Below are 15,880 nucleotides of genomic sequence, written 5' to 3'. Positions count from 1 at the left end.
TTACTCATCTTTGCACTCACTACTTTTATCGTAAGCGATTATCCGGACATGATATGAGATAATTAAACCAAATTATTAAATATCAAAAAATGCCATTAACTATATCTTCCACACCTGAAGGTTTTAGTGCATTCATCACTAATTTGGGAATACGAGATACAACTGATGATTTTGTATTTATTAAATCATCAGTTCCTTGTGTTGCAGATGGAGTCTTCACTCAAAGTCTTTTTGCTGGGCCAAGTGTTACTATTAGCCGCGATAACTTAAAAGATTCACAAGCACAAGGAATTGTCATTATATCTAAAAATGCAAATGTAGCTAATGGTTCTGTTGGCATAGCTGACGCCCAAGAGGTTCTGCAATTAGTTGCAACTGAAACTGGAATTGCTGCACATAATATTGTGATAGCTTCTACAGGTGTAATTGGCAGACGTTACCCTATTGAAAAAATTCGGGCTGGTTTATTAGGATTGGGCAAAAAATTGACTGATGCTGATTTTCATGCCGCCGCTCGTGGTATTATGACCACTGATACAGTAGCGAAACTAGCTACACGGCAAATAGGAAATGCCAAGTTAGTAGGAATTGCCAAAGGTGTTGGCATGATTGAGCCTAATATGGCTACCCTCCTAACTTTCTTTTTTACTGACGCTGCAATTTCTGCAAATAACCTTCGTTCTATTTTTCGCTCTACTATAGATAAAACCTTTAATTGCCTGAGTGTAGACACTGACACTTCTACTAGTGACTCTGCTGTGATTCTAGCTAATGGAATAGCCGGTGAAGTTTCAGAACTAGATTTTGCTAGTGCATTGCAAGAAGTTGCACAGGAATTAGTCCTGAAAATTGCACGAGATGCAGAAGGTGCTACTAAGATAATTGAGGTGACTGTAGATTCAGCGATTAACTATGCACAAGCTAAAACAGTAGCGAAAGCAATTGTAAATTCACCATTAGTAAAAACTGCTGTTTATGGAGCAGATCCGAATTGGGGACGAGTTGCTATGGCTATAGGCAAATGTGAAAAGGAACAGCAGATAAATCCAGAAAGAGTTGTTATTCGTTTTGATAATGTGAAAGTTTATCCTAGTAGCTTAACTGAGGAAAATCTAGAACAGTTACGACAAATTATGTCTAAAGATAAAGTAGATATTCATGTTAGTCTTAATATTGGCGAATCCTCTGCAACCGTATGGGGTTGCGATCTTTCAGAGGGTTATATAGAAATTAATGGTAAATACTCAACTTGATTTGACCTCTTGCACAAGTGCAAAATTTGCCCCCAACCCCTTCTCCCAAGCTTGGGAGAGGAATATTAGGGTGAGGGCTTTTGATTCATTGCGCTCGGCGTTGAAGAAAGAGTGTAGCGTCTCGTAGATAAGGGTCAATTCTATGCCTCTAAGCTTTTTGAGGTTTCTAGCGGCAAACACGATATTAATAAGAAACATTGGAATGTTTCTCACAAACATTGGAATGTTTCTCACAAACATTGGAATGTTTCTTACAAACATTCCAATATTAATACGAAACATTGCAACATTCCTCACAAACATCACGATATTAATAAGAAACATTGCATTGTGCTGTGGGCGATCGCGCAGGTGTTGCGATTACACTCAATAACATTGGTGAAGTCTACAAAAATTTAGGAGAAAAGCAAAAAGCACTCGATTTTTACAACTAATATCATGTTTGGCTGATTAGTTATGATTCTTGCATCTGTGCAAAAATCTGAAAATTCTTTCTCCCCCAGCAAGAACTGCCTTCTTAATGATAAGTCTTTAACCGAACACGATATAAGCTCTGCCCTTACTGTGGGCAATCGCTCTTGTGAAGCTGTTACCTTGGTTAATATTGGTGTACTCTTCAGTAATAATTCTACTTCTTCTGAACCGAATATTTTCGTTTGCTGGGTAAATGAGTCTGAAGTTATTAACGCTAAGAATTTTCTTCCATATTTCACGTAGATAATAATTAGATCATTTACTATAGTAACGATAAAAAGTCTGCGGTTTTTCTAGCTAGACTTCCTGACATTTATAATCAAGAGTGAATTCTGACTTAATAATATGAACACAAATCTCACTCAGAAATTATCCCAACCCATAGTAGAGAAAGTTGCGATTGTCGGTGCTGGCCCAGGCGGTTTGGCTGCTGCGATCGCACTGAGAAGCCAAGGGATAGAGGTTCAAGTATACGAAAAAGCCCAAGAATTTCGTCCGGCAAATGGGTCTTAATGATGATTTTCACAAATGGGTGTACAATTTTAAGCTATCTGTAAAAAGTTAAATTTTAGTGTGGTATTAGTAAAGTTACTTTTATCACAATTAGCGCATATTACAAGAAGCGCTAATCTTATCGAGTAATTTGAGCCTATCAGAAGTGACTGTTTTTAGTCAAGCCCTCAAACACAACAAATTCGTTGAATAATTGAGAATTTTTCGCACACAATCAATATAACTTAATCTAATTGTTAATTTTTATGAAAAGCTAATAGCGATCCAATACAGCTCGGATAAGCTCAAAAGCCAGATGTAGAGAGGCGATTTATCGCGTCTTGAAAGACCAATTATCTACACCAGTAACCCTTAACCCAAGCGTACTGGATTGCTATTAGCTTTTTGGGTAAAACTGAAGTATTAAATCTCGCTTTGGAGTTGCTAAATTACCCCTATTTTTGGTCGAGATTGAGTGCAAGTAATCAGTTTAGTGTTTAGTTTGAAGTTCCTGAAAATCCTCAATTGTCAAAAATATTTCTTCATCAGCTATTTGACTATTGTAATCGATATTAATTTTAGTTGGATAGCCAAGTTTAGCATTGTATTCTACATCCAGGTTGGATGCCTTACGGTTGATAGCATCTTCAATCACATTAAAGAGTTCGGGAATTGTGTCGTATTTTTGAAAGAATTCTGGATTAACTGGTTTCCCAGTAGCTACAGAGGTGATTGAAGTTGTTTGACCATTACGTACTCGAATAACTACTGGCCCTCTAGCATCTGGTATGCAGAAGCAACTGTTGCTAACCGTAATGCGATAATTATAAATATTTGCCTGTTCCCACAAACGCTTATTAAATCTCAAACGTCTTGAATTCAAGCTATTATTCGTTGGGCTTTGAGATTGAGCTTTTTCTGCGGTAGTTTCGGATATAGCTGTTAGGTTCAGACCTAGAGATAGCAATAGTGTTGCACTGATAATGATAGGTAAACGCATATTAATTGATTATTTGTACAAACTCTAACTATTATTATAGTACAGAAAGTTTAAACTTTTGAGGCTGTTTAAATAAACTTTAGCCTTTAATTATTCTTTTGTAGATAAATAAACCTGCATTTATAATAATGCCCATCCATAATCCAACTTTCAAGACATAAATTAATAACTTTGCCGAAATATTTTTGAACGCTCAAAATTGCCTCCTTTTCCAAAGCGATACCAATTTTAAAAAAGAATGCGACAGATACATACGGACATACCTTTGTTCTGTCTGGCTTTCTTAATGCATGAATTTTGTTAGCGCAGCGTAAAGCCTTCGGCATGGCTTCGCTTAGAGCGAGTCTGCGAGCGTCATTTTGAATTTTGAATTGGTATGATTTCTGCCTTATGCCTTTGCAACCTCATACTTCATGCAAAAGAAAACTGCTGTATAATCCTCCCCTTACTTGAAGTATGAGGAGGATTCAATTATTCCAAATTAGCAATCATCAATATTGCTAATTTGGATTTAGCTGCAAGCTTGCAGACATGCCTTAGCTTCTCTATGGATTTTGAGAAGATGTTTACGCAACGATCTCAAAGTTTGTAGCTGATAATAATGGTGGGGTTGTGTATTGATTGTTATCGTTATCAATGTTAGCAAACAGACTACCTGTCCCCAAGCCTGGTGATATCGAGTTTTGGTTGAAGAACAAGTTGCCAGTTCCAAGACTATAAGTAATGAGTCCATAGCTAGTTGCAGCTGCTGCATCATTAGCTACTATTGTAATTTGGTACAGATCATTGAGTCCGGCAAAAGTTGTTTTATCGAGGACAATTTTATCGCTATAGCTGCTGAAGTCAGTAATTTTATTTACACCGAGGTCGGCACTATTGTACCCAGTACCTGAGTTGAATACAAAGCGATCGCTACCAGCACCACCAGTCAGGATGTCATTACCTTTACCACCTCGTAGTGTATCGTTACCAGCATCTCCATAGAGGTTGTCATTGCCAGCACCACCATAGAGAATGTCATTACCCTCACCACCGAAGGCTCTCAACGGTGTCGCTGTACCACTACCATCCAGGAAGTCATTGCCAGCCCCACCTGTAAACCATACCGCATTTACAGAAGTCCCTGACAGGTTATTGACATCGAGGATGTCATCACCACCCCCACCATTGATTTCAAACCTCTCTGCACTATCTACAGTCAGAGTGAAGGGAACCAAGTTCAGCCGATCGAATATTGCTCTACCTTGAGCATCTTGTTGCAGGCGGAAGTTGTCTCCTACACCCGCGCCGTTGACCTCAACCACGTCATAGCCAGCATTACCACTGATTCTGTCGCTACCATCACCATTGTTCCAGATCAGGCGATCGTTGCCGTATCCACCAGTGAAGGTGTCGTTTCCACGATTTCCAACTATGGTATCGTTTCCATCCCCACCAGATAGATAGTCGATACCATCGCCACCTCGTAACAGGTCATTACCAGTATCACCATAAAGGCTGTCATTGCCAGTACCACCTGTCAAGCTGTCATTACCCTCACCACCAAAGGCTCTCAAAGGTGTCGCTGTACCACTACCATCCAGCACATCATTTCCAGCCCCACCTGTGAACCATACCGCATTTACCGAAGTTGCTGACAGGTTGTTGACATCGAGGATGTCATCACCACCCCCACCATTGATTTCAAACCTTTCTGCACTGTCTACAGTCAGAGTGAAGGGAACCAAGTTCAGCCGATCAAAGATTGCTCTGCCTTGAGCATCTTGTTCCAGGCGGAAGTTGTCTCCTACACCCGCGCCGTTGACCTCAACCACGTCATAGCCAGCATTACCACTGATTCTGTCGCTACCATCACCATTGTTCCAGATCAAGCGATCGTTGCCGTTTCCACCAATGAAGGTGTCGTTTCCACGATTTCCAACTATGGTATCATTCCCGTCCCCACCAGATAGATAGTCGATACCATCGCCACCTTGTAACAGATCGTTACCAGCATTTCCATAAAGGCTGTCATTTCCACCCAAACCATTGAAGTTATCAGAAGCGGCATCACTAATACCTACATCTGCTCCATTAGTCGGCCCTGGGCCTGGAATCCAATTTACTGCCATGATTAATACTCCTAATTCTTAATTTCTCTAAGTGAACAATGAGTTACTAATACTTCATTTTTAAGAAATGTATGGAAGTACTAGTTTCTGTCTACGAACTACAAAACTTATAGTTTTTAGCTGCTAAGTATTAATCAGAGATATGTTCTTCTTTTATGCAGAAGATTGGTTTTTGTAAAATTTCTTTACTATAAGTTTTAGAGAGAGACCTGACTGTATTCTGACTTTTCACGTCATCTTAAAAAGAAAGAATAGCTCGTGAATGCCTTTTGCAAGCTAGCTTTTGACTGATTGAACTATTTTCGTTAAAATCCAAACAAATGTAAGTAGCTTTGAAGAAATGACATATTAAATACTAAGCCGTATTCGTATTGTGACTTTGCTGACAACTGCTTAATTCGTTGACTAGTATTAATAAGTGAGTATTGATCTGTAAAATATGGTGAGTTTTTATTCAAAGTATTTATAAGTACTAGTGACTTAAAAGCACCTAATAAAAATCAATTCATTTAGTCATTGACTCAGGGTTTTTACTAAAGTTGGAGCATTTATTTTTGCATTTACTCTCAAACAAGTATTTATCTAATGAGTAAAATGTAATACTTTAATCTGATTCAAGATTTTGGTTTTAGAGTTACGTAAATTCGACAGATGATATCGTAATACACTTGGCTTTGTGAAAAATTGTAGGTTGGCTTAAGCAAAGCGCAACCCAACAAAGCCCTGGAAATGTTGGGTTTTGTTCCTCAAACGCCACTTGCTTCTCGCTTGGTGTAGTCTCTCCCTTTGGGAGAACTACGGTGTACACACAATCGAAAAAAGCTTGATTTCCGATTGTTCTTTCGTTTATCTCGTTCCTATGCTCTGTATAGGAATGGCTTATTAGGGGCTGCTGCCTCCAGTCAGGCATTGAGTCAGAGACTCAATGAATGCATTCCCAGTCGGAGACTGGGAACGAGAACGAGAAAAGTCTTATCAAGCTAGGTTTTTAGGACTTGTGTGTACACCGTAGCTAGCTATCACTCAGGGAATGAGAGAATACTAACTTGCGGCTAAATTGCCCCAACCCACGTAGGGTAATTTTGCAGCAGTTGCCTGAACTTGGTCAGCGTTAGCTACTAACTGACCGCAAGCATCCCAAGTCCCAGAAATAAATGTGCTTCTGGTGCCTTCACCGATCGCAACTGGGGCGGTGTAATCACCAATTTGCACTTGCAAGGTTTCCAAATTCACTGTTACGGCAGCTTGAGGGTTGGCAGCGACTAAATCTTGCAGTTGTTTAACAGTAACAGCATCGGCTGTCAGACAAGGTATGCCCATTGCCACACAGTTACCAAAAAAGATTTCGGCGAAGCTTTCACCGATTAAAGCTTGGATTCCCCATTTTGCGATCGCTTGGGGTGCATGTTCCCGTGATGAACCACAGCCAAAGTTACGATTGACTATTAAAATATTTGCCCCTTGGTACTGGGGTTGGTCAAAAGAATGTTCACCTTTAAGTGCCGTCCGGTCATCAATAAACGCGCCTTCACCTAACCCATCAAAGGTAACGGCTTTCAAATATCGCGCCGGAATGATGCGATCGGTATCTATATCATTGCCCACTAAGGGTATACCGCGCCCTGAAACTGTTTTAACTTCACTCACCATAGATTTTATCTATTATTTCAATGACAGTCTGTTGAAAAATGGATGAGGGAGATGAGGGGACAAGGGGAATAACCAATGCCCCATGCCCAATCCCCCATGCCCTTTTGGAAATTACAACAACTCGCGCACATCAGAAACTTCGCCTTTAATCGCAGCAGTGGCGACCATCGCCGGACTCATTAACAATGTCCGACCGGAGGAGGAACCTTGTCTTCCTTTAAAGTTGCGGTTGGAGGAAGAAGCGCTGATTTGTCTTCCTTGTAGCTTATCAGGGTTCATGGCTAGGCACATGGAACAGCCCGGTTCGCGCCATTCAAATCCGGCTTCTTGAAAGATTTTATCTAGTCCTTCAGCTTCTGCCTCTTCCTTCACCCTTTCCGAACCAGGGACAACGAAGGCTTTGATTCCTTCTGCAACGTGGCGACCTTTAGCGATTTTCGCCGCTTCCCGCAAATCACTAATTCTGCCGTTGGTGCAACTACCAATAAAGCAGACATCTATTTTTGTGCCTTTGATGGGTTGACCAGGATATAAATCCATGTAGCGGTAAGCTTCTTCGGCAATAAATCGGTCTTCTTCCAGCAGTTCTTCCGGTTGAGGTACTGACTGGTTGACACCGATACCTTGATCGGGAGTAATGCCCCAGGTAACGGTAGGAGAAATTTCCGCAGCGTCAAATACCACCACATTATCATATTGGGCATCTGCATCACTCTTGATGGATTCCCACCAAGCTACTGCTTTATCCCAATCTGCATCTTTGGGTGCAAAATCTCTGCCTTTGAGGTAATCGTAGGTGACACCATCGGGATTGACATAGCCGCATCTAGCACCGCCTTCGATCGCCATATTGCAGACAGTCATTCTTTCTTCCATATTCATTTGCTCAAAGGTCGTACCTGCAAATTCATAGGCATAGCCCACACCACCTTTAACGCCAAGGGTGCGGATGATATGCAAGATGACATCTTTGGCGTAAACTCCTGGGTTAAGAGTGCCGTTAACTTCAATTTTGCGGACTTTCAGTTTCGAGAGGGCGAGGGTTTGGGAAGCGAGAACATCCCGAACTTGACTAGTACCGATACCAAATGCGATCGCACCAAATGCCCCATGACTGGAAGTGTGGCTATCTCCACAAGCGATCGTCATTCCTGGCTGAGTCAGCCCAAGTTCTGGAGCGATAACGTGAACTATGCCCTGACTGCCAGAACCAATATTGTAAAAAGTTATGTTATTTTCTTGACAGTTATTTTCGAGCGCCTGAATCATTTCCTCTGCCAAGGTATCGGCAAAGGGACGCGCCTGGTTTTCTGTGGGTACAATATGATCGACTGTAGCGACGGTACGCTGTGGAAAGAGTACTTTTAGGTCTCTCTCGCGTAACATAGCAAAGGCCTGGGGACTGGTGACTTCATGAATTAGGTGAAGCCCGATAAATAGTTGCGTCAGGCCTGAGGGAAGTGTACCAACGGTGTGTAAGTCCCAAACTTTATCAAACAGGGTACCTTTGCTCATAGGTCAATCAATATTTAAAGAGTCCGGTCTTAAATAGTATCAAAAAATAGTCTGGTTTTTTGCAGATCGCTTAATATTACTTACAGCTTTGCAGTTAAGGGATGAAATTTAAACGCAGAGGAGGGCAGAGGTAAGCGCAAAGGTACGCAGAGAATTTACGAATGTAATTTACTCGCCTTTTAGGCAGCAAAAGCAAAAATTCTCCGAAATATTGAGATCCAAAGATGTAAATAACTTTATCCTTTTCCACAAGGATATGTTGAGACAATACGAGATAATTGCACTACCAACGTTATGTCCATAGATTTACGGGAATTTTATCAGGCTAGCGATCCCAGCAGAACTCTGTTTGTCAACAATAGCTCTGATGGCAAGTATTATATAGATTTTTCCTCGGTACGAGGTGGTGATATTCTTGGCAAGCTGAAGCAGAAAATTACTTTTTTTAAGCCGAATGAACCCACTTGCACTTTATTTACTGGACATATTGGTTGTGGTAAATCGACAGAATTATTACGATTACAGGCAGAACTGGAAAAGTTAGGCTTCCACGTTGTCTATTTTGAGTCCAGTGATGACTTGGAAATGACCGATGTTGATATTGCTGATGTGTTGCTGGCGATCGCTCGTCGTGTAAGTCAAAGTCTGGATAAAATTACCCTAGAGTCACCCAACAAGTTTAATGAGTTGCTGCAAGGTGCTTGGAAAGTCTTAAACTCCGAGGTGACGGGGGTAAAAGTTAAGGTTCCGAATGTCGGCGATTTTGGTGTCACCTCTGAAAAAGAAAAGCTTTCTCTGGCTGTGGGCATTGGTGAAATCACTACCAAGATGAAAAATGACCCAACCCTGCGCGAAAAACTCAATCAGTATTTAGCACCGCAAAAAACTAAGCTGCTAGAAGCGATTAATCAAGAATTATTGGAACCTGCGATCGCTAAACTCAAACAGCAGGGTAAAAATGGTCTGGTGGTAATTGTTGATAATCTTGACCGCATAGATAATCGTGCCAAACCTTGGGGTCGTCCGCAGCAGGAATATTTATTTGTCGATCAGGGTGAGTTTTTAACAAAGCTGAATTGTCATCTCATATATACCATGCCCTTGTCTTTAAAGTTTTCCAATGATTACGGAATGCTGACCCAGCGTTTCCCAGAAGATCCCAAGGTGCTACCAATGGTACCTGTACAAAGGACTGATGGCAGTGTTCATGTAGAGGGAATGGCACTCATGCAGCAGATGATACTAGCAAGAGCTTTTCCTGACATGACACCAGAGGAGCGTTTAAATAAAGTTACCGAGATTTTTGATAGTGCTGCTAGCCTAGAGCGGTTATGTAAAATGAGTGGTGGTCATGTGCGGGACGTGCTGAGGCTGCTGAATACCTGGATTATGGAAGAGATGAGTCTTCCCCTAACTCGTGAAACCTTAGAGCAAGTGATTCGTTCTCGGCGGAATGAAATAATGTTACCGATTTCTGATGATGAGTGGCAATTGTTACGTCATGTCAAAGAAAGGAAAAAAGTGAGTGATGACCACGGATATCAAAAACTGATCCGCAGTCGGTTTGTGTTTGAATATCGGGATGGTGGCGAGTCTTGGTTTGATGTTAATCCAGTTTTGGCGGAAGCAAGAGAGTTGAACGTTTCTTAACGGTAGGGTGTGTTACGGCTTCCGTAACGCAGCATCTCCGGTTTCCGGTGCGTTATGCTTTGCGGTACACACCCGACATCTTCCGTAACGCATCATCTCCGGTTTTCAGTGCGTTACGCTTGGCGGTAACACACCCTACATCTGCTATTCGCCTTGGCTCTTTTAATCCAAAATCCAAAATTCCAAATTGGTATGACAGATTCACAGCAACCTGAAAATGAAAAGGGACTGCAACAATTAGCTTGGGCAATCGAGTCCTCTGTGGGACAGTTTAAGCTGATTTTGGCACGGTGTAATTATGTCAGCTTGCGCGATCGCCTCATCCAGAAATTACGGGAAATTTGTCAAGTCGAAATTCGTGTCTTGGCGGTGCAGCAATCGAACAGAACTCTTTATAGTGCGATTCAGGAAGAATTCGGCGAAGAAATACCAGCCTGTGTGATGGTTGTCGGTTTGGAATCAGTGCAGAATTTGTCTGTGATGTTAACTTCTGCTAATCAGGTGCGGGAGGAGTTTCGCAAGAATTTTGCTTCTCTTTTAGTGTTGTGGATTGACGATGAAATCTACAAGCAACTAATACACTTTGCGCCAGATTTGGAAAGTTGGGCAACTACGAGAAATTTTGCCATATCAACACAGGAATTAGTAGACTTTATTATCGAAACGGCTAATCAATGGTTTAGTAATAACTTAAAATTTAGCGTAGATGTATATATTAAACTGGAAACCGAGCTAGAAACGGCGCAAAAATATTTACTTAATCAGCCAGATGTTTATAATTTAGAAATTCAAGCTGATTTAGAATCTTTGTTAGGTTTTATCAAACAAATAAATAATCAAAAAGATTTGGCGTTACAGCATTATCAAAAAGCTTTAGAGCTTTGGCAAGAAAGTAATAATTTAGAAAGGCAAGCAATAATCCTCGGTGAGATTGGCGTTGGTTATTATCTCAAAGCTTTTAAAAATCCAGATATCAATCATCCAGATTGGCAAACGGCTTGGTATTATATTCGAGAGTATATAAATTTTATTAACCTGTTTCACAATCCAGATTTAATTGCTAATACAGCAATTAAATTCGGTGATATTTTGCGGGACTTGCAAAAGTGGGAAACGTTGCAGAGTCTTTCTGAACAGGCTTTAGTAGTACATCAAACTAATAACCAGCTAAGGGAATTAGCCAAGGATTACGGTTTTTTAGCTGAGGTGGCTTTGGCTCAAAAAGACTGGGTGAAAGCAAATCAGCTTGTTCAGCAAGCTTTGGAAGTTTTTGCCGCGATTCCCAATCTGGAATCAGCGAATATCTCAGGGGTTTTATCTGAGATTTCCGAAAGGGTTTTAAAATCAAAAGATTTGAGCTTGTATCAGTTTATTTTAGGTCGTTCTCAATACCATTTAGGTCAAATTCAACAGGCAACTCTCAGCTTAGAAACTGCTAGGGATGTGGGTAATCCCCTAGAAGATGTCAGGCTTTACTTGGATATTCTCAGGTTTTTACAGCAGCTTTATTTTGAGCAGAAAGAATATCTCAAAGCATACAAAATCAAACAGCAACGGCGTTCTATTGAACAGCAATTTGGTTTGCGGGCCTTTATTGGTGCGGGTAGGTTAGAAGCTACAAAACAGGCATTTGTAGAGACATTGCGCTCAAACTCTCCCCAAGGAAATATTGCCCCAGAAATTGCTGCATCTGGTCGCCTATTGGATGTAGAACGTTTGATTGAACACATGGGTCGCCCTGATTATAAGCTGATAGTAATTCATGGGCAATCGGGTGTGGGCAAAAGTTCCTTGGTGAATGCGGGATTAGTGCCAGCTTTAAAGAATAAAGCGATCGGGATTCAAGATTATTTGCCGGTGGTAATGCGGGTTTATACCAACTGGGTGGAAGAATTGGGGAGGCTTTTGGGGAGAGATCAGGGAAATGAGAGGGATGAGGGAGATGAGAGAGAGCTAGAACCTCAACATTCAGCCTCAGAAGGTCAACGTTCAGCCTCAGAAGGTCAACGTTCAGCCTCAGAAGGTCAACTTTCAGCTTCAGAAGGTCAACTTTCAGCTTCAGAAGGTCAACGTTCAGCCTCAGAACCTCAACGTTCAGCTTCAGAAGGTCAACGTTCAGCTTCAGAAGGTCAAAGTTCGACCTCAGAACTCGGAACTCCGCAATATTTAATATCTAGACTTAAAGAAAACGAACAGCATAACCTACGCACAGTCCTAATTTTCGATCAATTTGAAGAATTTTTCTTTGTTTACACCGAACCTGCACAAAGGAAGCAATTCTTTGAGTTTCTGGGAGAGTGTCTGAATGTTCTATCGGTGAAAGTAATCTTATCGCTGCGGGTGGATTACATTCATTACTTGCTAGAGTGCAATGATTTGTCCAGCCTGAAGATTATTGGCAATGACATTCTCAGTAATAATGTGCTTTACAAGTTGGGGAATTTCTCACCTGCTGATACGAAGTCAATTATTCAGCGTTTAACTGAAAATACTAGTTTTCACTTAGAGGATGTTTTAGTTGAACAACTGGTGCAAGATTTAGCCGGAGAATTGGGTGAAGTTCGTCCCATTGAGTTGCAGGTTGTGGGGGCGCAACTGCAAACGGAGAATATTACAACTCTGGCAGAATATCGGCAGCGTGGCACTAAGGACGAATTGGTTAAGCGTTATTTGGACGAAGTTGTTAATGATTGCGGTGTTGAGAATCAGCAGGTGGCGGAGTTGTTGCTGTATTTGCTCACTGATGAAAAAGGAACTCGCCCACTCAAGACTCGCCCTGAGTTGGAACGGGATTTGCAGCAATACATCTCGGTGAAGATCCCCCCAACCCCCCTTCAAAAGGGGGGCTTAGTTTCTTCCACCCCCTTTTTAAGGGGGTCGCCGCAGGCGGGGGGATCGGAAACTAGGGGGGATGAAGCTTTTGACATCAGTAAATTAGATTTAGTTTTAGAAATTGTTGTCAAATCTGGCTTGGTGGTTTTGTTACCAGAGAATCCTTTTGACCGTTATCAACTGGTGCATGACTACATAGCTTTGTTTATTCGCCAGCAACAGCAGCCAAAGTTAAATGAGTTGATGGCGGAACTGGATAAGGAAAGAAAGCAACGCCTGCTTACAGAAGAGGAGCTAAAACAATCTCAACAGGCTAAGACAATTTTGGCAGAGGCTAACCGAAAGGCAACACAGCGGATTCGTATTGGCTCAGGAGTAATGTTTATATCTTTTGTTTTAGCAGGAATTGCCGGAGTACTGGCAAATCAAGCATCTCGCCTCAAGGATGAAGCGCAGACAGGCACAAGGTTAGAACGACAAGGAATCACAGCTTGGCAATACTTTTCATCACAAGAAATAGAATCATTACTGTCAGCAATGCAGGTGGGACAAGAATTGCAAAGGCTAGTCAAAGATGGTCGCCCACTAGAAGAATATCCAGCTGCTAGCCCCCAGTTAGCTTTACAGACAATTCTTGACAACATTCACGAGCGAAATCAACTTAAAGGGCATACCAGCTATGTCAACAGCGTCAGTTTTAGCCCGGATGGCAAACGTATTGTCACCGCCTCAGCAGACAAAACCGCGCGGGTGTGGGACATTTCTGGTAAGCAAATCGCCGAACTCAAAGGGCATACCAAAGCTGTCAACAGCGCCAGTTTTAGCCCGGATGGCAAACGCATTGTCACTGCCTCAGCAGACAACACCGCGCGGGTGTGGGACATTTCTGGTAAGCAAATCGCCGAACTCAAAGGGCATACCCAACCAGTCAACAGCGCCAGTTTTAGCCCTGATGGCAAACGTATTGTCACTGCCTCAGCAGACAAAACCGCACGGGTGTGGGACATTTCTGGTAAGCAAATCGCCGAACTTAAAGGGCATACCAGCTATGTCAACAGCGCCAGTTTTAGCCCGGATGGCAAACACATTCTTATCACCAGTTATGACACGACCGCGTGGGTGTGGGACATTTTTGGTAAGCAAATCACCGAACTCAAAGGGCATACCAAAGCTGTCAACAGCGCCAGTTTTAGCCCGGATGGCAAACGCATTGTCACTGCCTCAGCAGACAACACCGCGCGGGTGTGGGACATTTCTGGTAAGCAAATCGCCGAACTCAAAGGGCATACCAAAGCTGTCAACAGCGCCAGTTTTAGCCCGGATGGCAAACGCATTGTCACTGCCTCAGCAGACAACACCGCGGGGGTGTGGGACATTTCTGGTAAGCAAATCGCTGAACTCAAAGGGGATACCGAAACTGTCAACAGGGCCAGTTTTAGCCCTGATGGCAAACGCATTGTCACCGGCAGTGATGACAAAACTGCGCGGGTGTGGAACATTGACGGTAAGCAAATTGCCGAACTCAAAGGGCATACCAGCAGAGTCAACAGCGCCAGTTTTAGCCCGGATGGCAAACGCATTGTCACCACCTCAGTAGACAACACCGTGCGGGTATGGGACATTTCCAGTAAGCAAATCGCCGAACTCAAAGGGCATACCAAAGCTGTCAACAGCGCCAGTTTTAGCCCAGATGGCAAACGCATTGTCACCGGCAGTGATGACAAAACTGCCCGGGTGTGGGACATTTTTGGTGAGCAAATCGCCGAACTCAAAGGGCATATCGAAGCTGTCAACAGCGCCAGTTTTAGCCCAGATGGCAAACGCATTCTTACCGCCAGTTATGACAAGACCGCGCGGGTGTGGGACATTTCTGGTAAGCAAATCGCCGAACTCAAAGGGCATACCAAAGCTGTCAACAGCGCCAGTTTTAGCCCGGATGGCAAACGCATTGTCACTGCCTCAGCAGACAACACCGCGCGGGTGTGGGACATTTCTGGTAAGCAAATCGCCGAACTCAAAGGGCATACCAAAGCTGTCAACAGCGCCAGTTTTAGCCCGGATGGCAAACGCATTCTCACCGCCTCATTTGACAAGACCGCGCGGGTGTGGCAGGTTGACAATCTGGATGAACTGTTGTCTCGCGGTTGTCAATGGCTGAATGATTATCTTGTCACCAATCCCAAAGACTTGGAAACACTAAAGGTCTGCCAAAATAAATCTAACTTAATAGCAGCAGCACCGTTTTTAGTTCAAGAAGGTGAAAACGAAGCCAGAACTGGCAATATTGATAATGCAGTTGCGACCTTTCACACAGCCTTCAAATGGAATCCTAGTTTAAAATTTGACCCCAAGATAAAAGCACAAGAGTTTGCTAACAAAGGAAACGCGGAACGTTTGATTGCAGAAGGAGAGAGAATTGTGAAAGGGGGTAAAGTCAAGGAAGCACTAGCAAATTACGCACAAGCCCAAAAGTTAGATCCCAACGTGGAAATTCCTGCCGATTCTTGGAACTCACTTTGTCGCCAAGGTAGTCTGCGAGGATATGCCAAAGATGTGTTATTTGCCTGTGACAAAGCCCTTGCCCTTGCACCTGACGATAGCAATAATCGTGACAGCCGGGGACTGGCGAGGGCGCTGACTGGCAATACCCAAGGCGCGATTACTGACTTTGAAGCATACATTGCCCAGACTGACGATAAAGATAGTAAAGCACAACGGCAGCGCTGGGTGAAAGATTTACGGGTGGGGAAGAATCCGTTTACAGATGCAGAACTTAAGAAGTTACAGAATTAGTGAGACATTGTGCAAAAAAATGAAGTTATACTAATTCTCTAAAAGCTGGCTACAGATGAGATAATAAGATTTAATGAGAAGAGGGATATCCAATGTCAGGGGTCTATCAA

Annotated in this window: 10 protein-coding genes; 5 read left to right on the top strand and 5 right to left on the bottom strand. The window is 42.6% G+C overall.

The annotated features are described in order from the left end of the window. The first annotated feature begins 89 nt into the window (after positions 1–89). Positions 90–1,253: a bifunctional glutamate N-acetyltransferase/amino-acid acetyltransferase ArgJ gene (gene argJ, locus HWQ58_RS02475; RefSeq protein WP_292857291.1), complete on the top strand. Its 1,164-nt coding sequence runs from the start codon at positions 90–92 to the stop codon at positions 1,251–1,253. Here argJ and HWQ58_RS02470 read toward each other — a convergent pair. Further along, a complete protein-coding gene (locus HWQ58_RS02470; protein ID WP_292857289.1) occupies positions 1,245–1,535 on the bottom strand; it encodes a hypothetical protein in 291 nt (96 codons plus the stop codon). The genes argJ and HWQ58_RS02470 overlap by 9 nt on opposite strands. 41 nt (positions 1,536–1,576) lie before the next feature. On the opposite strand from HWQ58_RS02470, the gene HWQ58_RS02465 reads away from it, so the two are divergent. Both HWQ58_RS02465 and HWQ58_RS02460 read left to right on the top strand, forming a co-directional pair. Continuing rightward, positions 1,577–1,687 (top strand): tetratricopeptide repeat protein, encoded by a 111-nt coding sequence (locus tag HWQ58_RS02465; RefSeq protein WP_292857286.1) that lies wholly within the window; start codon positions 1,577–1,579, stop codon positions 1,685–1,687. A 385-nt stretch (positions 1,688–2,072) separates the two neighbouring features. Then, positions 2,073–2,240, top strand: a complete 168-nt coding sequence (locus tag HWQ58_RS02460) for an NAD(P)-binding protein (RefSeq protein WP_366837224.1) — start codon at positions 2,073–2,075, stop codon at positions 2,238–2,240. Between the two features lie 469 nt (positions 2,241–2,709). On the opposite strand, the gene HWQ58_RS02455 is transcribed toward HWQ58_RS02460, so the two are convergent. From HWQ58_RS02455 to leuC, 4 genes are all read right to left on the bottom strand, one after another. After that, the gene (locus tag HWQ58_RS02455; RefSeq protein WP_292857283.1) at positions 2,710–3,219 is read right to left on the bottom strand and encodes a DUF6174 domain-containing protein; all 510 of its coding nucleotides are present in this window, start codon (positions 3,217–3,219) and stop codon (positions 2,710–2,712) included. A gap of 566 nt (positions 3,220–3,785) precedes the next feature. After that, positions 3,786–5,330, bottom strand: coding sequence for a calcium-binding protein (locus HWQ58_RS02450; protein WP_292857280.1), 1,545 nt, complete (start codon positions 5,328–5,330; stop codon positions 3,786–3,788). Between the two features lie 1,041 nt (positions 5,331–6,371). After that, positions 6,372–6,980 (bottom strand): 3-isopropylmalate dehydratase small subunit, encoded by a 609-nt coding sequence (leuD, locus tag HWQ58_RS02445; protein WP_292857277.1) that lies wholly within the window; start codon positions 6,978–6,980, stop codon positions 6,372–6,374. A 111-nt stretch (positions 6,981–7,091) separates the two neighbouring features. Further along, positions 7,092–8,495, bottom strand: a complete 1,404-nt coding sequence (gene leuC / locus HWQ58_RS02440; protein ID WP_292857274.1) for a 3-isopropylmalate dehydratase large subunit — start codon at positions 8,493–8,495, stop codon at positions 7,092–7,094. Positions 8,496–8,789: 294 nt separating this feature from the next. Here leuC and HWQ58_RS02435 point away from each other — a divergent pair, with 294 nt between their 5' ends. Both HWQ58_RS02435 and HWQ58_RS02430 read left to right on the top strand, forming a co-directional pair. Then, on the top strand, positions 8,790–10,145 hold the full coding sequence (locus HWQ58_RS02435; RefSeq protein ID WP_292857271.1) for an AAA family ATPase: 1,356 nt from the start codon (positions 8,790–8,792) through the stop codon (positions 10,143–10,145). 192 nt (positions 10,146–10,337) lie between these two features. Continuing rightward, positions 10,338–15,770, top strand: a complete 5,433-nt coding sequence (locus HWQ58_RS02430) for a ribosome assembly protein 4 (protein ID WP_292857269.1) — start codon at positions 10,338–10,340, stop codon at positions 15,768–15,770. The last annotated feature ends 110 nt before the right edge of the window (positions 15,771–15,880 follow it).

The sequence above is a fragment of the Nostoc sp. LPT genome, assembly GCF_017115165.1.
Classification (GTDB): Bacteria; Cyanobacteriota; Cyanobacteriia; order Cyanobacteriales; family Nostocaceae; genus Nostoc.
The sequence above is the reverse complement of the archived record's forward strand: the minus strand, read 5'-3'. Positions and strand labels throughout refer to the sequence as shown.